The 20,343-nt window shown below is 49.2% G+C and carries 16 protein-coding genes; 4 read left to right on the top strand and 12 right to left on the bottom strand.

Going from position 1 to position 20,343, the window contains the following annotated elements; all coding sequences use genetic code 11:
- Window positions 1–596, bottom strand: a 596-nt coding sequence (locus DWZ16_RS13720; RefSeq protein WP_182427374.1) for an Arm DNA-binding domain-containing protein, incomplete at its 3' end; no start/stop codon positions are given.
- 20 nt (window positions 597–616) lie between these two features.
- Entirely contained in the window at window positions 617–796 is a 180-nt protein-coding gene (locus tag DWZ16_RS13715) for a DNA-binding protein (RefSeq protein ID WP_008374033.1), read from the bottom strand.
- Window positions 797–1,013: 217 nt separating this feature from the next.
- Between DWZ16_RS13715 and DWZ16_RS13710 the strand changes: the two genes are divergently transcribed.
- The gene (locus tag DWZ16_RS13710) at window positions 1,014–1,547 is read left to right on the top strand and encodes a helix-turn-helix domain-containing protein (protein ID WP_117524481.1); all 534 of its coding nucleotides are present in this window, start codon (window positions 1,014–1,016) and stop codon (window positions 1,545–1,547) included.
- A gap of 200 nt (window positions 1,548–1,747) precedes the next feature.
- Here DWZ16_RS13710 and guaA read toward each other — a convergent pair whose 3' ends face one another.
- The 8 genes from guaA to ftsH form a co-directional block, all read right to left on the bottom strand.
- Window positions 1,748–3,289 (bottom strand): glutamine-hydrolyzing GMP synthase, encoded by a 1,542-nt coding sequence (gene guaA, locus DWZ16_RS13705; RefSeq protein WP_117796206.1) that lies wholly within the window; start codon window positions 3,287–3,289, stop codon window positions 1,748–1,750.
- 667 nt (window positions 3,290–3,956) lie between these two features.
- On the bottom strand, window positions 3,957–6,809 hold the full coding sequence (gene uvrA / locus DWZ16_RS13700) for an excinuclease ABC subunit UvrA (protein WP_118481917.1): 2,853 nt from the start codon (window positions 6,807–6,809) through the stop codon (window positions 3,957–3,959).
- 300 nt (window positions 6,810–7,109) lie between these two features.
- Window positions 7,110–7,913 (bottom strand): formate/nitrite transporter family protein, encoded by an 804-nt coding sequence (locus DWZ16_RS13695; protein ID WP_182427373.1) that lies wholly within the window; start codon window positions 7,911–7,913, stop codon window positions 7,110–7,112.
- A 329-nt stretch (window positions 7,914–8,242) separates the two neighbouring features.
- Window positions 8,243–9,205, bottom strand: coding sequence for an ABC transporter permease (locus tag DWZ16_RS13690; RefSeq protein WP_118293913.1), 963 nt, complete (start codon window positions 9,203–9,205; stop codon window positions 8,243–8,245).
- Window positions 9,202–10,278, bottom strand: coding sequence for an ABC transporter permease (locus DWZ16_RS13685; RefSeq protein WP_118523046.1), 1,077 nt, complete (start codon window positions 10,276–10,278; stop codon window positions 9,202–9,204). Before DWZ16_RS13685 ends, DWZ16_RS13690 begins: the two co-directional genes overlap by 4 nt.
- On the bottom strand, window positions 10,275–11,831 hold the full coding sequence (locus DWZ16_RS13680; RefSeq protein WP_107000563.1) for an ABC transporter ATP-binding protein: 1,557 nt from the start codon (window positions 11,829–11,831) through the stop codon (window positions 10,275–10,277). The genes DWZ16_RS13685 and DWZ16_RS13680 overlap by 4 nt, the downstream gene beginning before the upstream one ends.
- A gap of 192 nt (window positions 11,832–12,023) precedes the next feature.
- Window positions 12,024–13,217 (bottom strand): BMP family ABC transporter substrate-binding protein, encoded by a 1,194-nt coding sequence (locus DWZ16_RS13675; protein WP_118523045.1) that lies wholly within the window; start codon window positions 13,215–13,217, stop codon window positions 12,024–12,026.
- 376 nt (window positions 13,218–13,593) lie between these two features.
- Window positions 13,594–15,519, bottom strand: coding sequence for an ATP-dependent zinc metalloprotease FtsH (gene ftsH, locus DWZ16_RS13670; RefSeq protein ID WP_118523044.1), 1,926 nt, complete (start codon window positions 15,517–15,519; stop codon window positions 13,594–13,596).
- A 260-nt stretch (window positions 15,520–15,779) separates the two neighbouring features.
- Between ftsH and DWZ16_RS13665 the strand changes: the two genes are divergently transcribed.
- The 3 genes from DWZ16_RS13665 (at window position 15,780) to DWZ16_RS13655 (ending at window position 18,351) form a co-directional block, all read left to right on the top strand.
- Window positions 15,780–16,280 (top strand): MarR family winged helix-turn-helix transcriptional regulator, encoded by a 501-nt coding sequence (locus DWZ16_RS13665; RefSeq protein ID WP_118481915.1) that lies wholly within the window; start codon window positions 15,780–15,782, stop codon window positions 16,278–16,280.
- Between the two features lie 202 nt (window positions 16,281–16,482).
- On the top strand, window positions 16,483–17,430 hold the full coding sequence (locus DWZ16_RS13660) for a tyrosine-type recombinase/integrase (protein ID WP_243017785.1): 948 nt from the start codon (window positions 16,483–16,485) through the stop codon (window positions 17,428–17,430).
- Window positions 17,431–17,451: 21 nt separating this feature from the next.
- Window positions 17,452–18,351 carry a tyrosine-type recombinase/integrase gene (locus DWZ16_RS13655; protein WP_118523043.1) on the top strand — a complete coding sequence of 300 codons (900 nt, stop codon included), beginning with the start codon at window positions 17,452–17,454 and terminating at the stop codon, window positions 18,349–18,351.
- 474 nt (window positions 18,352–18,825) lie between these two features.
- On the opposite strand, the gene DWZ16_RS13650 is transcribed toward DWZ16_RS13655, so the two are convergent.
- Window positions 18,826–19,578 carry an amino acid ABC transporter ATP-binding protein gene (locus tag DWZ16_RS13650; RefSeq protein WP_118523042.1) on the bottom strand — a complete coding sequence of 251 codons (753 nt, stop codon included), beginning with the start codon at window positions 19,576–19,578 and terminating at the stop codon, window positions 18,826–18,828.
- Window positions 19,568–20,257: an amino acid ABC transporter permease gene (locus tag DWZ16_RS13645; RefSeq protein WP_022360148.1), complete on the bottom strand. Its 690-nt coding sequence runs from the start codon at window positions 20,255–20,257 to the stop codon at window positions 19,568–19,570. The genes DWZ16_RS13650 and DWZ16_RS13645 overlap by 11 nt, the downstream gene beginning before the upstream one ends.
- Window positions 20,258–20,343: the final 86 nt, after the last annotated feature.

Genomic DNA, 20,343 nt, shown 5'->3' with positions numbered 1-20,343 from the left:
CACCAGTAAAGCATTTCAAAGGCATAATAGGAACGGGGCTTATCCATCATGGCTTCGGAGAATTTCAGATATTCCTCTTTCGTCCAGAAGTCCATTTCTTTCGGAACCTCATTTCCCATTGTGCCAGCCCGCCTTGCCGGATTGTAGGGCAGGTTATAGAAGTTCACAGCATGGTTGAAAATCGCTGTAAGCTGGGCGTGTATGGTTTTCAGATAATCCGCCGAATAGGGCTTCCCTTTCTCGTCCCGGTACGCCATGAGTTCATTCTGCCATGCGATAATGTCTTTTGCTTCAATCTCCGCTATCTTCCGATTCCCGAAATACGGTAAAATCTTTGTGCGGATTACATGGCTTTTGGATTCCCATGTGCTTTCCTTGACACGCTGTTTCTTGTCGGCTTCGTAAACCTCAAAGAAACTGGCAAACGTCATATCCAGCTTTGCACCCTGTTTCAGCATGGCTTCATGCTCCCACGCCTGTGCTTCCCGCTTCGTAGCAAATCCCCGTTTCTGGGTCTGCTTCCGCTCCCCTTTCCAGTTTGTGAAACGATAGATTACCCGCCACGTTCCCGTAGCATTGTCTTTGTATACAGCCATTCAAATCATCTCCTTTCCTCTTAATCGCTGTAACAGACCTTTTTATGAAAAAATGTAGCGTTCACACGACCAGCCACCGTCAAATAACCCTGTTTTTGTAATTCTGCGTTCAGTTCCCGCACAATCTGGTAGGCTTTTGACTTTGACACCCGCAATTCCGCTGCCACTTCCTCCACAGTCATAAATGATTTTTCTACCATTCGGTTATCCTCCCCTTTCTCAATTTAACTATTTTTGTTTAAGTTATATCCATAATACTAAATAAATTCCGTTAAGTCAAGTGGTTTGCAGAAAAATCTTAACTCTTTTTATTTAAGTTCCTCTTGCTATTCCTATTGCACCATGTTATACTAACTTCAACAGAAATGTTTAAGTCAAGAATGGTTGTATCACTATAACTACAACGGAGGTTTTATTATGGCAATCGGCAAACGAATCCGCTTTTTCCGCAATCGGAAAGGCATGACGCAGAAGCAATTAGGCGAAATCCTCGGTTTTCTCGGAAAGACCTCTGATGTCCGTATGGCGCAGTATGAATCAGAAGCCAGAACGCCGAAGCAAGACCTTGTAAAAGAAATGGCACATATCTTTGATGTCAGCCCGCGAGCAATCACAGTCCCGGAGATTGACAGCTATATCGGGCTTATGCACACGCTCTTTGCGTTGGAAGATATGTACGGGCTGAAAATCGGAAAGATTGACGGAGAAGTGTGTCTGCGACTGGACAAGTCCACCGGCTCCACCTATTCCTCCATGTTTGATATGTTCCACGCATGGCAGGAACAAGCTGCCCGTCTGGAACAGGGAGAGATAACCAAAGAGGAATACGACCAGTGGCGGTATAAATATCCTGAATTAGATACCTCGAATCACTGGCATAAAGTAGTCCCCTCAAAGGAGTTAAGCGACTATCTCACAGAAGCCTTGAAAAAGGACACTGAATCCCAATAGAGCGTGTTATTTTTGTCTCGAAATACACAAAAAACCTTGCCGACTTTCAGCTTCATTTCTGAAAATCAGCAAGGTTTTTCTGTTATTGAAGTATTCTGTTATTTAGTGAGTGATACCCGAAATGTTGCCAAATCGTTGCCAGTGCTTAAACAAATTTGCTTGCATTCCGCATAAATAAAGTCTTTTTCAAGTTCATATCATCACTCAAACTCAATCGTAGCCGGCGGTTTCCCCGTGCAATCATACAGTACGCGGTTTACACCTTTTACCTCATTGACAATTCGGCTTGTGACTTTTCCGAGTACTTCCCACGGAAGCTCTGCTGATTCTGCGGTCATGAAGTCGGATGTGAGGACGGCACGAAGTGCGATGGCATAGTCATAGGTTCTGACATCGCCCATGCAGCCTACGGAACGCATATTGGTCAGGGCTGCGAAGTACTGACCGAGTGTGCGATCGATACCTGCTTTTGCGATCTCCTCGCGGTAGATAGCGTCTGCATCCTGTACGATGCGTACCTTCTCTGCGGTTACCTCACCGATGATACGAACGCCAAGTCCCGGACCCGGGAACGGCTGACGGTATACCAGATTTTCCGGAATACCAAGCTCCAGACCGGCGCGGCGGACCTCATCTTTAAACAGCATACGCAGCGGCTCGATGATCTCCTTGAAATCTACGTGTTCCGGAAGTCCGCCTACGTTGTGGTGGGACTTGATAACAGCGGATTTTCCAAGACCGGACTCAATCACATCCGGGTAAATCGTACCCTGTACGAAGTAATCTACTTTGCCAATCTTCTTTGCTTCCTCCTCAAATACGCGGATGAACTCTTCGCCGATGATCTTACGCTTGCGCTCCGGATCGGTTACACCTGCCAGCTTGTCGTAGAAACGCTGCTGTGCATTGACACGGATGAAGTTCAGCTTGTACGGACCGTTCGGACCAAATACTGCCTCTACCTCGTCACCCTCGTTTTTACGAAGCAGACCGTGATCGACGAATACGCAGGTCAGCTGGTCGCCGATCGCTTTCGCCATCAGGACGCCTGCTACGGAAGAGTCTACACCGCCGGACAGAGCCAGAAGGGCACGACCATTTCCTACTTTTTTACGGATTTCTTCGATGGATTTCTCTACGAACGCATCCATCTTCCAGTCACCTGCACAATGGCAGACACTGTATACGAAGTTATGCAGCATCTTGGAGCCTTCCTGTGTATGAAGTACCTCCGGATGTGCCTGGATGCCGTACCAGCCTTTTTCTTCATTTTCCATACCTGCAATCGGGCAGACCGGAGTATGGGCTGTCACACGGAAACCTTCCGGCATCTTGGAAATATAGTCGGTATGGCTCATCCAGCATATGGTCTTCGGGGATACACCCTCATACAGCTTAGATGTTGTGTCTACCTCTACCTCAGTCTTTCCGTATTCGCTGACCGGTGCTGTGGCAACCTCGCCGCCTAACAGGTAGGACATCAGCTGTGCGCCATAGCAGATACCCAGTACCGGGATTCCCAGATCAAAGATTTCCTTTGAACATCTCGGAGATTCCTCCTTGTATACACTGTTCGGTCCGCCGGTGAAAATGATACCCTTCGGGTTCATCTCTTTGATTTTTTCCAGCGGCAGGGTGTAAGGATGAACCTCACAATATACGTTACACTCTCTTACTCTTCTGGCAATCAACTGATTGTACTGTCCGCCAAAGTCCAGTACAATGATCATCTCTTTCTCCACGAGTATTCCTCCTATAATTTTATGCTGCGATCCGTACTTCATCAACTTGTAGCTTCGAATCAACTTCCAGGATTTATGGTCACACGCTTGCACAACATGTGAACTGTAACAGTCATACTGCTGCCGCAGGTAATCACTCCGTTCCAGCCCCATCGCCGCCAATCGAAAAATAACCGGTCGCAATCTGTTCAGCAGCTATACCACGTTCTCTTCCTGTCAATTCCTGTAACTTTTATTATAAAATACCCGGCAATTAAAGACAAGCCATTTTTACGGTATTTTCAGGTACTTTTTCCAGAAAAATACTTTTCGATTCAATTCAAGTCGAACATCCGTGAGACTTGGCTCGTGATTCTGGTCAGCGAAGCATCGGCAAAATCCGCTACCAGTATGATATCGTACGGAATTTTCAGTGCAGAAAATTCCTATCCTCAAGTAAAAATGCATATTCTATGCAGAATCACTGCGCATCCTCGCGGAGCGTTTATCTCAATCGGAGACCTAACTCCCACCAAGACAAATTTGTTATTACTCGCCACCTAAAGAGGTGGGGCTTCTCAACTGAGAGCAAAGGATGAGAATTATTATACTATTTGCATTGTGCAGATATGCACACCCTGCGCTTTCATCTCGGTAATTGAATTGCCGAGGATTCCCGCTTATTGTCCTAAACATTTAAATATTTCTTCACATACTTCCCCGTATACGATCCCGGCGTCGCTGCCACCTCTTCCGGTGTTCCTTTCGCAATCACGGTTCCGCCGCCCTCGCCGCCTTCCGGTCCGATGTCGATCAGGTAGTCAGCAGTTTTGATGACATCCAGGTTATGCTCAATGACAACCACGGTATTTCCACCATCCGACAAACGTCTTAATATCTCAATCAGACGGTGTACATCGGCAAAATGAAGTCCCGTAGTCGGTTCGTCCAGAATATAGATCGTCTTGCCAGTTCCACGCTTGCTCAGCTCCGTCGCCAGCTTGATTCGCTGTGCCTCACCGCCGGACAGCTCGGTGGACGGCTGTCCCAGGCGGATATAGGAAAGTCCTACATCGTAGAGTGTCGCAATCTTCCGGTGTATGGACGGCACATTTTCGAAGAATTTCATTGCCTCCTCGACCGTCATATTGAGGACATCATAGATGCTTTTCCCTTTATATTTGACCTCCAGCGTTTCCCGGTTATAGCGCTTGCCGCCGCAGACCTCACACGGCACATAGATATCCGGCAGGAAATGCATCTCGATCTTGATGATGCCGTCGCCGGAGCACGCCTCACAGCGCCCGCCTTTTTTATTGAAGCTGAAACGTCCTTTATTGTAGCCTTTTGCCTTGGCATCCGTAGATGCCGCAAACAGATCACGGATCAGATCAAATGCCCCCGTATAGGTTGCCGGATTGGAACGCGGTGTCCGTCCGATCGGAGACTGATCGATCGCGATGATCTTGTCAAGCTGCTCGACGCCCTCAATGGACTTATGTTTTCCCGGAATCGTGTGTGCGCGGTTCAGCTTCTTTGCCAGCGCTTTATAAAGAATCTCATTGACAAGTGAGCTCTTTCCCGAACCAGAAACGCCCGTCACGCAGGTCATCACGCCCAGCGGAAATTTAACATCGATATTTTTCAGATTATTTTCTGCCGCTCCTCTGACAGTAAGCCATCCCGTCGGTTTCCGCCGCTCGGACGGCACCGGAATCTGAATACGCCCGCTCAAATATGCACCGGTAATCGATTTTTCATTTTTCATGATCTCTTCCGCTGTGCCGATCGCCACGACCTCGCCGCCGTGTTCGCCCGCGCCCGGACCGATGTCCACGATACAGTCTGCCGCGCGCATCGTGTCTTCATCGTGCTCAACCACCAGAACTGAATTTCCCAGATCCCGCAGGTGTTTTAGGGTATCCAGAAGCTTGTCGTTGTCCCGCTGGTGAAGTCCGATACTCGGCTCGTCCAGAATATATGCCACACCGACCAGACCGGATCCGATCTGGGTTGCCAGGCGGATTCGCTGCGCCTCGCCTCCGGACAGCGTGCCAGTCGCACGCGACAGGGAAAGATATTCCAGACCGACATTGATAAGAAAGCTGATTCTCGCCCGAATTTCTTTCAAAATCGGTGCACCAATCGCCTGCTGCATCGGCGTCAGCTCCAGCGCATCGATAAATTCGCGGAATTTGACGATCGACATATCGGTCGCCTCGAAAATATTTTTCCCACCAACCGTGACTGCCAGAGATTCCTTCTTTAATCGCTGCCCCTTGCAGGCTGGACACGGCGTGATCCGCATAAATGTCTCATATTCCGCCTTCATTGAATCAGAGAACGTCTCACGGTATTTGCGGTTCATGCTCTGAATCAACCCCTCAAAGGCAATATCATAAATTCCCTCGCCACGCTGTCCACGGTAATACACCTTCACAACCTTGCCGCCGGTTCCGTAAATTAAAATATCATGGATCTCCTTCGGATAATCTTCAAACGGGGTATCCAGACTGAAATCGTATTCTTTTGCCAATGCATTTAAGATCGCGCCGGAAAAGCTCGTTTTGTCCGTGCAGGACTGCCATCCCATCGCCGTGATCGCACCCTGATTGATGCTCAGGCTCTTGTCTGGAATCATCAGATCCTCGTCAAACTCCATCTTATATCCCAGACCGAAGCAGTCCGGGCACGCACCAAATGGGTTGTTGAAAGAGAAGCTGCGCGGCTCGACCTCATCCACGCTGATACCGCAGTCCGGGCAGGAAAAATTTTGGCTGAACGTCAGGGTATCGTGCTTTTCTTCGCCGTTTTCATCCCGCACCGCCGTATCGGTCAGCATCAGACCATTGGAGAGACCCATGACCGTTTCAATCGAATCCGAAAGGCGTTTCTCAATCCCCGGCTTGACCACCAGGCGATCGACCACAATCTCAATATTGTGCTTGATATTTTTATCCAGCGTGATCTCCTCGGAAAGCTCGTATAAGCTGCCGTCCACCCGCACACGGACATAGCCGCTCTTCTTTGCCTGCTCCAGCACTTTCTCGTGGCGTCCTTTCCGCCCGCGTACGACCGGGGCAAGAAGCTGGATCTTTGTGCGCTCCGGCAGCGCCATGATCTGGTCAACCATCTGATCGACCGTCTGGCGGCGGATCTCACGACCGCACTTCGGGCAATGCGGAATACCGATCCGTGCGTACAAAAGACGCATATAATCATAGATCTCCGTCACTGTGCCGACCGTCGAACGCGGATTCCGGTTCGTCGATTTCTGGTCGATAGAGATCGCCGGAGACAAGCCCTCGATGCTCTCGACATCCGGCTTTTCCATCTGACCTAAGAACTGACGCGCATAGGACGACAGGGACTCCATATACCGCCGCTGCCCTTCGGCATAGATCGTGTCAAATGCCAGAGATGATTTACCCGAACCAGAAAGTCCGGTCAGGACAACCAGCTCATTTCTCGGAATATCAATGGAAATGTTTTTCAGATTGTGCTCATTGGCACCTCGTATCTTTATATATTGCTTCGCCATATCTGTACCTCAATTATCATTGACTCTGCTCTGTTTTATCATGTCGCTGCTGACTTATTTTATAGTCATTATAGTCACAGTCTTCCCTGTAATTATGCTTAGTATAACACATTCCAAAAGTCTTTGCAAACATTTGTTCTGTTTGATAAAATTGAATCAGCTAAACATAGATATTCCTTGGGAATAGAAGTCAAACTTTTCATCAATTCTAATACAAAAAGGGCACCTCCGCCCGACTCCAAACCTAACATGGAGACCAGACAAAAATACCCTTTCGCCCTATTTCATTTTTTCACGCATTCATTTTATTTCACGATTTTTCGTTCCCCGAAGATACACCAGCCAGTACCCGCCTCCAATCACCAGCATCCCGCCGATCATATTTCCGATCGTAGCCGGAATCAGATTATTGAGAATAAAGGTTCCGATCGTCAGCCCTTCCGCTGCCAGACCGTACTCGCCCATGATCATCAGCCCCGCCGGGATGTAAAACATATTGGCGATGCAATGCTCGAAGCCGCAGAGAATGAAAATCGCCACCGGCGGATAAAGCGCCAGAATTTTGCCAGATACCTGCTCGGAGCTCATCGCCGCCCAGACTGCAATACAAACCAGCACATTACAGAGGATCGCACGGCACAGCACCTCCGGCAGAGTCAGGGTCACCTTGGAAACGGCTGTATTCAGAAGAACCTGCGCCAGATCGCCGCCGTACAGGCTTGGAATATGCCCGTAGACAAATAAAACCGCCACAAAGATCGCGCCAATCAGATTTCCCAGATAGACAAACAGAAGATTTTTAAACAGCCCGCCCACGGAAATCCGTTTCTGCAGCGCCGAGATCGTCATCAGGCAGTTCCCAGTGAAAAGTTCCGCCCCGGTGCAGACCACCAGCGCCAATCCTGCCGGGAATACGAGTGCCGAAGCAATCCGCGATGCCGAGGCATTTGTCATTGCTGCCGAGGCAACCGAAGCCCCCGCGCCTGCCAGCGCGATGAACATTCCGGCGAAAAAGCCGAGTATCAGCATATGAGACACCGGAAGTTCCGCCTTTTTTCTGCCCGTCTCCACATAATTTTCTGCAATCTGTTTCGATGCAATCATAGATTTTCCTCCCATCAGCCTTTCTATGTCCAAAATTCATTTTTCAAATTCTTCCTTTTATCTTCTGAATTTCCGAACCTGCCACATCGTTTTATAACCTTTCCTTCCATTTCAAACAGAAAAAGACGGTTTTCGTCCGATCTTTCTGTTCTATCCCTTTAAAATCTTTGACAAACAACCGTCTTTTCTATTATTTCTATATCATTTCTGATGTCGTCCTATCATCTCAAGCCGCCATCTGACATCACCTATCAAGGGCTTCCCTTATTATTTCATGTGACTACTTTTTGCAGCCCTCCCACAAATCCTATAAGTTCCCCTTCATTTTCCTACCGTTCCTCCCGGAAATAATTCTCGCCCAGATGCGCCGGGATATGTGCCCCTTTATTCTTACGCATCGACGCGATCACCAGCACCAATGCGGTGATAATGAACGGAAGGGCATCGAAAAATGCCGTTGGAATCGCATACGTGTTTTTCGGCACATAGTATTTCAGCACGCGCAGCGCCCCGAAAATAAAGGAACCGTAAATAACATTGATCGGCTTCCACGCCGCGAAGATAACGAGGGCAACGGAAATCCAGCCAAGACCGCCGACGCTGTCGCGCAGCCACACGCCGCCGTTGATGATCATCGAACAATACGCGCCGCCGATACCGCAGATCGCACCGGATAGCAGGATATTAATGTATCTCCACTTTGTAACTTCGATACCTGCCGCATCTGCTGCGCCCGGATTTTCTCCGATCGCCTGCACATTTAAGCCAACCTGTGTTTTATATAAGTAGAAACTCGCCACAATCGCGATGATGATTCCAAGATAAACGAACGGGTTATAGGAAAATAATAATTCTCCGACCACCGGCAGATCACTGAGTCCCGGGATGTGGATGTTACGCATCTGTGCCGTCACTGCATCCGGAAGTTTCAGGGTGCCGTTCTCTGATTTTTCCAGCATAAAGACGCCGATAAAATTGGATAATCCGACACCGAAAATCGTCAGGGTCAATCCCGTTACGTTTTGATTTGCCATAAATGTGACAGTCAAAACACCGTAAATCAATGCCGACAGCATTCCAGCCACCGCCGCAGCTAACAGCGCCGCAACAAAGTTATCCGTCTGATAGCCGACCATGAATCCGGCGCACGCGCCAATCGACATCATGCCCTCGACGCCCAGATTCAGGTGTCCGACCTTCTCACTCAAAATTTCGCCAACCGTGCCAAACAGGAAAGGCGTACCCGCCAATACAGCCGCCACCAGAAATTTAATTACGATCTCGCTGCTCATGCGCGTGTACCTCCTTTTCCGCGAAATACAAATTGATACCGTATAAACAGTTCACATCCCAGAATGAAGAACAGGATGATTCCCTGCAGCACATCCGCGCAGTCCGAGGACAATCCGAATGAAGACTGAACTACGCTGCTTCCTTTTTCCAGCACGCTGAACAAAAAGGTAACCAGCAGAATCACCGGCGGATTCAACTGTGCCAGCCATGCCACGATGATCGCCGTAAATCCGACACCTCCGGCAACTGCCGTCGTCAGCGTGACATCCGAACCGGTCGCCTGCACCATGCCGCCGATGCCGCAGACAGCGCCGGACAGAAACATCGTCCGCAGAACCACTTTTTTTACATTCATGCCGGCATAGCGTGCTGTCTCCTGGCTCTCTCCCACGACGCTGATCTCATATCCCTGCTTGGAACGATTTAAGTAAACCGCTATCACTGCCACAAGAATCAGCGCAATCACCCAGCCGAACTGGATGCCGAACACCTTATCGAGCGCCGCATTCTTATTGAAACGGGCAATCTTCGCATATCCCTGGGAACCTGGGTCACGCCATGCGCCCTCTCTCAAAAATACGATGACATTCAGCGCGATATAGTTTAACATCAGCGTAAACAGCGTCTCGTTCGTATCATACCGGGTCTTAAACCACGCCGGAATGAGTCCCCACAGACCTCCGCCGATCGCGCCTGCCAAAAACATCACGATCACCAGCAGCCAGTGATTCCAGTTCGCATGGAACAGGGCAAAATACGAGGCAAAAATACCGCCCATAATGATCTGTCCCTCAGCTCCGATGTTCCAGAATTTCATTTTAAATGCCAGCGTCACGCCCAGCGACGCAATCAAAAGTGGAATCATGATTTTGACCGTCGCCTGTATCGCCATCTCGCTTCGCAGCGCTCCGGTTACAATCGTCTGATAAATGACAAATGGATTCTGCCCAATCAGCAGGATAAAGAATCCGCCTGCCACCAGAGCCAGCACGATCGCCTCCAGACGGAGGATCAATGTTTCTCTTTTTCCAAGTTCCGCCTTTTTTACAACGCGGATCCACGGTTCTTTCATGCCTGTTCCTCCTTCTTTTCGGATGCCATACTCTTATCCAGCCCCAGCTCGCCCGCCTCGGTACCGGTCATCATCAGTCCCAGCTGTTCTTTTGTGAGCTTCTTCGCATCCACGATACCCGTGATCTTTCCATGGCAGAGTACCATAATCCGGTCTGAAAGCTCCAGAAGCACATCCAGATCCTCGCCGATATAGACAACCGCCACGCCCTTTTTCTTCTGCTGGTTCAGGAGATCGTAAATCAGATATGAAGAATTAATATCAAGCCCTCGCACCGGGTAAGCCGTGATCAGCACCTGCGGGCTCGACTCAATCTCACGTCCCAAAAGTACCTTCTGGACATTGCCCCCCGACATCATACGCACCGGCGTATCAACGCCCGGCGTCACGATTCCCAGTTCTCCGATCAGGCGTTCTGCCATCTCCCTCGCCGGTTTCCGGTCTACAAACAATCCTTTCCCTTCCGAATAGGACTTGAGCAGCATATTATCAACCATACCCATTGAAGCAACCAGTCCCATGCCGAGACGATCCTCCGGCACGAAACTCATACTGATTCCGAGGCGGATGATCTCCGCCGGAGTCTTACCGATGATATTTTCCTTACGGTACAAAATAGCGCCCTTTTTCGCGTCCATCAACCCGGTCAGCGTCTCGCAGAGTTCTTTCTGGCCGCTTCCGGCAACACCGGCAACGCCCAGAATCTCGCCTGTTTTAATCTCAAAAGAAATATCATCCAGCGCCACGCCGCCGTCACTCTTATCGACGGTCAGATCGACAATCTTCAAAATAGTCTCTCTCTTCTCCATCTCCGGGCGCTCGATATTCAAGCTGATTGGTCGTCCAACCATAAGCTCCGTAAGTTTCTTCTCATCACATCCGGCAGTTTCCACCGTCTCGATGCTCTTTCCTTTTCGCAGAATCGTGACACGGTCACTGATAGAAAGGACCTCATTTAATTTATGGGTAATAATAATAATCGCACAGCCCTGTTCCCGCATCCGGCGCAGGATTTTAAACAGCCGCTCCGTCTCCTGCGGCGTCAGGACTGCCGTCGGCTCGTCCAGAATCAGGATCTGGGCGCCTCTATATAATACCTTCAGGATCTCGACCGTCTGCTTCTCGCTGACCGACATGTCGTAGACCTTTTTCTCCGGTTCAATTTCAAGTCCAAATGACTGTCCAAGCGCTTCAATTTTTTCCCGCAACGCCTTTCTTCCCAGCCGTTTTCCCTTGGTTCCCAGCACGATATTATCCATCGCACTGAACACATCCACCAGTTTGAAATGCTGATGAATCATACCTATTCCTAAATTTCTCGAATCTACCGGCGAATTTATGGAGACTTCTTTTCCTCCAACCAGAATCGAACCGGCATCTGGGTGGTAGATACCGGAAAGCATGTTCATGAGCGTTGTCTTACCGGAACCATTTTCTCCCAAAAGTGCCATAATCTCGCCGTACCGGACGGTCAGATCAATCTTATCGTTCGCCACGACGCTTCCGAATGCTTTCGTAATCTGCCTACACTCAATGGCATACTGTTCTGTCATATCGTCACCTCAAATGAATATTTAACCAATTTTTTAATCAATTTCCTAAAAAAGAAAAAAGAGGTGCCGCAAATGAAAGTGGATCCATTTGAAGCTGCCTCCTTTTATCTGTTATATACTCTTGGAATCTGCAACACCCGGAAGCGTTTCCGAACCTGTTTCAGCATCGCTTCCAGGTATACAATTCCGTGATTATTTCTCTACGATGTTCTTGAAATACCAGTGGATATTGCCTGTGATATCTGCATCGGACATATGCTCGCCCTCGGTGCCAACAGTGGTTCCGTCGTTGCACTCGATCACGCCGTCAAATACATCCCAGTCGCCAGACTCGATCTTCGCACGTGCCTCATCGATCTCCTCCTGCGTACCATCTACGCACAGGTCAGATAACGGGGAAATGTCTACCAGACCTTCCTCCAGACCGCCGAAGTAGTTCTCGCCTGTCCATGTACCATCAATCAGATCCTGTACAGCTTTGGTATAGTAAGCGCCCCAGTTCCAAACGGTGGAGGTCAGAACTGCCTTCGGAGCATCCTTGCTCATATCAGAGTTGTAACCAACACCAAATACGCCAGCTTCCTCAGCTGCCAGCTGCGGGTTCGGTGTATCGCAGTGCTGTCCGATGACATCACAGCCCTCGTTGATCAGGGCTACGGCTGCCTGTTTCTCACCTTCCGGATCGTACCAGCTGTTGGTGGTCTTGATGTAAACGGTTGCATCCGGGTTTACAGAATATACACCCATTGCAAATGCGTCACATCCGCCGGTAACCTCGGCATTGTCCTTGCCCCAGGCGCCGACATAACCGATCTTATTGCTCTCTGTCTTTAAACCAGCCGCGATACCAGTGAGGTAACGGGACTGATAAATCCGTCCAAAATAATTGTTAAAGTTCACACCGTTGGATTTGTAGCCGGTTGCATGGGAGAAGATAACGTCCGGATATTCTTCTGCCAGTGCCTCGCATGCATCCATGTAGCCCCAGCTTGTCGCGAAGATAATCTGGCATCCTTCCTCGACACACTCGCGCATTGCTGTCTCGATGGCAGTCTGATCATCGTCTGCTACGTTGTTCTTGCGGATAATCTGATCATCCTCCAGACCAACGGCTTTCTGCATCGCTACGATACCCTGATCATGCGTATAGCTGTAACCGGAACCATCCGCCGGATTTCCAATATGAATCACTCCGACCTTCAGATCCTCTTTAGCAACTGCCGGCATCACGCCCTCTGCTGCCTCGCCTGCTTCTGTGTCTGCCGCGTCAGCTCCCTTTTCCTCCGCTGCCTTCGTATCTGCTGTATCAGAAGACGAAGAAGAACAGCCTGCACACAGGGACAGCGCCATGGCAGCGCTCAGTAACACGCTTACTACTTTTCTCATAACATTTCCTCCTAAGAATGCCTGCGAATGCGGTTCTCTCCCTTTCTCATCGTTTGTCAGAATTCCCTCGCAGAACCTGAAATCCGAAAATAAAACCGCATTCCCGAAAATTTGGATCGATACAGGAAATATTATTGCATATTTACAGACGCTTTTCAAGGAATTTGCCTGATTTTTACTGTGATATTTATTAATCTCTTTTCATAAGTTTTACTTATTTCTGTTTCCCTCCTGTAATCCCCCGATATGCAGGAAGGGAACATCGGAGAAATCAGCTGCCAGCATCTTTTTTCGACGCAGACAACACAAAAACAGGCACCAGACATTTCCTTTCAAAATGCCTGATACCTGCTCTGCTCACTGTAACTGATTTCTCTTATAACTTCGGCAAACACGTAACCGTCCACCTTATAATACACGGCTCTGTTTTAGCCTCTGCCTCGCCATCCTCTTTCTTCTCTTCCAGAATCTTCATAAACTCCTCACCGGTGATCGTCTCCTTATCCAGAAGATAGTCTGCCAGCTCATGAAGCTTATCCTCATGCCCGGAAAGAATAGCTTTCGCTTTCTCATACGCGCTCTTTACCAGCGCAATCACTTCCTCATCGACCCTCGCCGCCGTCTCTGCCGAACAAGCCAGGGAAGTATCGCCGCCTAAGTAGGCGTTGTTGACCGTCTCGAGCGCTACCATGCCGAAATGGTCACTCATGCCGTAACGCGTCACCATCGCACGGGCGATCTTGGTTGCCTGTTCGATATCATTCGAAGCCCCTGTCGTGATAGAATGGAAGATCAGCTCCTCCGCCGCACGACCGCCGGTCAGTGTCACGATCTTGTTGAACGCCTCTTCCCTGCTCATCAGGAAGCGCTGATCCGCCTCCACCTGCATCGTATATCCAAGTGCCCCGGAGGTTCGCGGCACAATCGTGATCTTGTGGACCGGAGCCGAGTGCGTCTGCAGCGCCGCTACCAGCGCATGACCGATCTCATGGTAGGAGACAATCTTCTTCTCATCCCCGGAAACACCGGCATCCTTCTTCTGATATCCGGCAATAACCGTCTCGACACTCTCTTCCAGATCCTGCTGGGACACGGTCTTTCGTCCCATCCGGACTGCCCGCAGCGCCGCCTCATTGACAATATTTGCCAGCTCCGCGCCGCTCGCACCGTTGGTGGCACGGGCGATCTCATTGTAATCCACACTCTCATCCACTTTAACCTTTTTGCCATGGACTTTCAGAATTGCCTCACGGCCTTTCAGATCCGGCAGCTCTACCGGAATCCGGCGGTCAAAACGTCCCGGACGAAGCAGCGCCGGATCGAGGGATTCCGGACGGTTGGTCGCCGCCAGAATGACAACACCCTTCTTGCCGTCAAAACCATCCATCTCAGTCAGAAGCTGGTTCAGCGTCTGCTCGCGCTCGTCATTGCCGCCCATGCCGGCGCCGTCACGCTTCTTACCAATCGTATCGATCTCGTCGATAAATACGATACACGGCGCTTTTTCATTGGCCTGTTTAAATAAATCACGCACCTTCGCCGCACCCATGCCGACAAACATCTCAACAAATTCCGAACCGGAGATCGAGAAGAACGGAACGTGTGCTTCCCCGGCAACGGCCTTCGCCAGCATCGTTTTACCGGTTCCTGGAGGTCCGACTAACAGGGCGCCCTTCGGAAGCACCGCACCGATCTCCGAATATTTTTCCGGCTTGTGAAGGAAATCAACGATCTCTTTCAGTGCATCCTTGGCCTCTTCCTCACCGGCCACATCCGCAAAGGTGATGCCGGTCTCGGATTCCGCATAAATCTTTGCATTGGACTTGCCGAATGTCATCGCATTTCCGGCGCCGCCCATCTTCTTCATCAGCGAACGCCCCATCAGCTGTCCGATTCCGATAAAAAGAATCAGCGGCAGAATCCAGGTCAGCAGGAAATTGAGAAGCGGAGAAGCCTGTGTATTAATCTCCGCACTGTATTTTACATCTTTTCCATCAAGCAGCTCATACAGGTTTACCCCCGGAATCTCCCCAGTCTTGTAGGTGACATTCCAGGTCTTGTTTTTATCGTCATTTTTCAGCGTATAGACGATCTCATTGTTCGTCGTCACATACACCTCATCGACATTATTCTCTTTCAGCTGTTCACTGAACTGGTCAAACCGCACTTCCTGCGTCCGATCCATCATGGATGGGAAGAGGAAAATGTTTAACAGCATGACAACCAGCATTACCAGTCCATAATAATATAGAAATGATTTTCTGGGCGGCTGCTTTCCGCCTCCGTTCGTATTCTCTACCATAGATTGTTCTCCTTATTGTGAGTCTGTGACAGGTGTTTTCTGTGTTTCTGTCACATCGTTTCGTGATACATTAACATATACCGCATTCTTTGTTATTTGTCAATCCACAATAGTAAATATTTATTTACTTTTTATATTTGTTGACCTTTTTGTCTGGATGTGCTAGAGTACAAGTAAATTGATGTTTCCTTGTTTGCAATTTATGTTTGTGAAATGGACCGCATTTTATTACTTTGATATTTAAATTTGGAGGTTTTCCTATGAATCCAGGCAAAAAAAATTCAAATCTTTTAAAAAACACCGGTATCCACTTCCTGGAGTTTGCACTCGGCTTTCTCTCCCTGGCGAAATGCCACTACCAGCCAAGCCATGATATGAAAGTCAACTCGCTTCCATTTTTTGCCCTGATCGCGCTCGACAGCTGGGCAGATCAAGACTATACCATGTCTGAGCTGGCGGACAAGCTGAGTATCACAAAGCAGCAGCTCTCCCATATGATCAAGGTTCTTGAGGAACGCGGTCTGGTCGAGCGGATCCACGATACAGCCAACCGCCGCCGCGTCTACATCCGCATCTGCGATTCCGGTCGTGAGATGATGAACCAGATGAAGCAGGAAATGCTGTCTTCCACCCTGTTTGGGCTGCGCGCTTACACCCCGGAAGAACTGGCATCGATGGACGAGTGCCTGTGCCGCCTGATGGAATTAATGAAGAAATTCAACTGTGAAACCGATGAACCTGTAAAGAATGTATCCGTATGATAAAGACACCGGAGACACTTTTTTCTCCGCTTTCTTTTAAATCCTGTATAATTGACTTTTGTAACGTCCAGCAGCATTCCGGATTGATTTCTCTGCCATTTCATCCTTTCATCCGTTCCGGTGTGTTCCACGCCTCGGCAGAGTTTTCTTTCTGTGCCAATGGACGTTTCTCAATGATACAGAAAGAAGGTTCCTACATATTATGCCACAAATGATAGAAAATCATATTTTTCCACACGCTGCTCATAGCAAACACACTCTCCCCCTCTCATCCAGGCAAACTTCTGCTGCCATTCCACGCCTTTCCGGTCAAACGCGTGCTGCCGCACCTGCAAGAGCCCAAAAGGCCGCGGACGAATTTGCCCGCTACCTGCTCACGCGCAACCTTGCCGATGAGACACTCCGCGCTTACACTTATGCTGTACGGCAGTATTTTACCTATTACCGTGACATTACTTACCCCAATTTAAAGCTATACAAAATCTTTCTGCTCGAGCACTACAAGCCGCAGACCATCAACCAGCGGATCCGGGCTTTGAATGCCTACCTGGATTTTAAAAAGCTCTATCCCGGGCATCTTCCCATGGTAAAAATCCAGCAGAAAACATATCTGGATCACATGATCAGCGAGGCGGATTATGAATACCTGAAACGCTGCCTGCTTCGGGATGAACGGTACACTTACTATTTTCTCATCCGTTTCATGGCGGCAACCGGCGTCCGGGTCAGCGAGGTGATTCAGTTCCAGGCAGAAGATATTTTCTCCGGCTATAAGGACATCTATTCCAAAGGAAATAAAGTCCGGCGCATCTACATCCCACAGTCACTCCGAACCGATACCCTCAAATGGCTTTCCTTTCTCCACAAATCCCACGGTCCCATCTTCCTCAACCGCTTCGATTCCCCCATCTCTCCAGGCGGCATCCGCAGCCAGCTCAAAACCATCGCCCTCTCCTACCACATGACACCGGAAATGGTACATCCGCATGCATTCCGCCACCGGTTTGCCAAGAGTTTTATCGAAAAATGCGGCGATATTTCCCTGCTCTCCGATCTGCTTGGACACAAAAATCTCGAAACAACCCGGATTTACCTGCGTCGTTCCAGCAGCGAGCAGTATGAGATTGTCAACCGGGTAGTCACCTGGTAGAGAGGAGGAAATGAAGCACATATGAATTTTGAAACACTTATTTCCGACTTTGGCATTTACCTTGAAAAACAGGGGCACGCCGCCATCACCATCCGGCTCTACAGCTGTTCCGTCCGGCTGTTTTTTTCGCATTATAACAGCCTTTCAGTCGAGCACCTGCAGTCGCACCGGCGCTGGCTGCTGGAATGTTATAAGCCATCGACAGTGAATACGCGGATTCTGGGGATGAACCGGTTTCTGGATTTTATGCAAAACAGAGGATTGTTGGATAATGAAAAGGCGAATTTTCAATCCCCCATATCCGCCCCCACAGATTCACTCCGCATCACTCCCACAGGTCACTACCGCCTGCGCCCCATCCGGGAGCAGAAGCACACCTACCTTGATACAGTGATCTCCCAGAAAGATTACGACCGGCTCAAACGGCGGCTAAAAAAGGATGAAAATTATTTCTGGTATTTCATCGTGCGATTTCTCGCCTCCACCGGCGCTCGCGTCAGTGAACTGCGCCAGATCAAAATGGAGGATCTGCAGCTTGGCTATCTCGATCTCTACTCCAAAGGCGGCAAGATACGGCGATTGTTCTTCCCCCGCTCCCTCTGCCGGGAAGCAATCCCCTACTTTGCCTCCCACGGCATCGACAGCGGCTTTCTCTTCCTGACCCGCCGCCGCACCTGCATCTCCGCACGCGCCATCGAGATGCAGTTAAAAAACATCGCAAAGCGCTACCAGATTAATCCGGCTACGATGTACCCGCATTCTTTCCGGCACCGCTACGCCATCAATTTTTTGAAACGGTTCAATGACATTTCCCTGCTGGCGGATCTGTTAGGACACGACAGCATCGAAACAACCCGGATTTACCTGATGAAATCGAGTCAGGAACAGCAGACGGTGATTGACCGGGTGGTGACGTGGTAGGCACAGGCGTGTGAAAACCATAAAAGGGGAAAGAACTGCCATTTTCCACAATTCTTTCCCCTTTATTATAGATTTATTTTTTCTCTGCCTCCACAATCACGAGCTCATATGGAAGTGCTTCCTCAGCGCTATCGGTTCTAATATTTTCAACCGACCGTTCTACCGCATTCTCTTTTTTCTCCTGCTTCCCACTGTCCAGCTTTGTCTCAACATTCTGTTCCGCCTTCTTTTCAGAATCTTCCTCCTTTTCTGCTGTTCTACTAATAAGACGATGGGAGATTTCATTTGGTTTTATATATTTGCAATTTTTTTAACAACTTTTCTTTCCAAATAAACATTTTTCAAAACGGAAGTTAGAAGAACCAGATGGATAATAGAAAACGCATAAAGATATTACAGGCATAAAAAAGCCCGGCAGAAAGAATTGTTCTATACATTCTCTCCCTACCGGGCTTTTCCTAATATTAAATTTTCTTACAGCACCTTACTCAAAAACGCCTTCAGTCTCTCGCTCTTCGGATGCTCAAAGAACTCCTTCGGCTCGTTTTCTTCGATGAAGTTGCCGCCCTCCATGAACATGACGCGGTTTGCCACCTCGCGGGCAAAGCCCATCTCATGGGTAACCACGACCATCGTCATGTGCTCCTCGGCAAGCTGGCGCATTACATTTAATACCTCACCTACCATCTCCGGGTCAAGCGCGGAGGTTGGCTCGTCAAAAAGCATCACATCCGGATGCATCGCCAGAGCGCGGACGATAGCCACACGCTGTTTCTGACCGCCAGAGAGCTGTCCCGGATAGGCGGATGCCTTTTCCTTTAATCCGACACGCTCCAGAAGCTTCAGCGTCTCTGTCTCTGCCTCGTCCTTCGGGCGTCCGAGCAGTTTCATCGGTGCCAGCGTCATATTATCAAGAATCGTCATGTGCGGGAACAGGTTGAACTGCTGGAATACCATTCCCATTTTCTGACGGAGTTTATCAATGTTTGTCTTCGGATCCGTGATATCCGTTCCCTCAAAATAGATGTGTCCGCCGGTCGGGGTCTCCAGCAGGTTCATGCAGCGCAGAAATGTGGATTTACCGGAACCGGATGGTCCGATCACACAGACAACATCCCCCTTGCGTATCTGGGTAGAAATATTAGTCAGGACCTTTAAATCACCGAATGCCTTGGAAAGATCCTTGATGTCAATTATCACTTCTCCGTTTTGTACTTTATCGTTCATTCTTTCTCAGGCTCCTTTCCAGATTCTGTGCAAAGTGGTTGAAGATCATCGTCAGCGCCAGATAAACAGCAGCCACTATCAGAAGCGGTGTCCACGCGTCATACGTTCTGGAACGGATGATATCGCCGCCCTTCGTCAGATCCTGCACCGCCACGTAACCGGCCACCGAAGTCTCTTTCAGAAGAACAACAAACTCATTGCAAAGTGCCGGAAGTACGTTTTTAAATGCCTGCGGCATAATGATATAGCGCATCGTCTGCACATAGTTAAAACCAAGGCTTCGACCTGCCTCCATCTGTCCCTCGTCGATCGACATGATACCGGAACGGAAGATCTCCGCTACATACGCTGCCGAGTTAAGACCAAACGCGATCACACCGACAAAGACGCCAGCAAATACACGTGATACAAAAATACAGTAGTAGAAAATCATCAGCTGGATGACAACCGGCGTTCCCCGGATGACCGTCAGATATACCTGGCAGACACCATTTAAAAATTTCATTTTTCCGGTTTTGTCGTGAGTTGCACGGACAATCGCAATCAGCAGACCAAGGGCAATGCCGATCAGGGTCGCAAATAACGTGATGATCAGGGTATTTTTCAGGCCCCCTGTCAGATACTGCCACCTGTCATCCTTGATCAGGTTTAAATATAAGGCCTGCTTGAGTTTCTCCAATCTGTTTTCCTCCTTGTAAGGTAATATAGACTTGAAAAAGGGCTGCCGCCGAACCGTGTTTTCGCCATTCTGCAGCAACCTTTTTC

The organism is Clostridium sp. AF29-8BH (assembly GCF_003478145.1).
GTDB lineage: Bacteria > Bacillota > Clostridia > Lachnospirales > Lachnospiraceae > Otoolea > Otoolea fessa.
The sequence above is the reverse complement of the archived record's forward strand: the minus strand, read 5'-3'. Positions and strand labels throughout refer to the sequence as shown.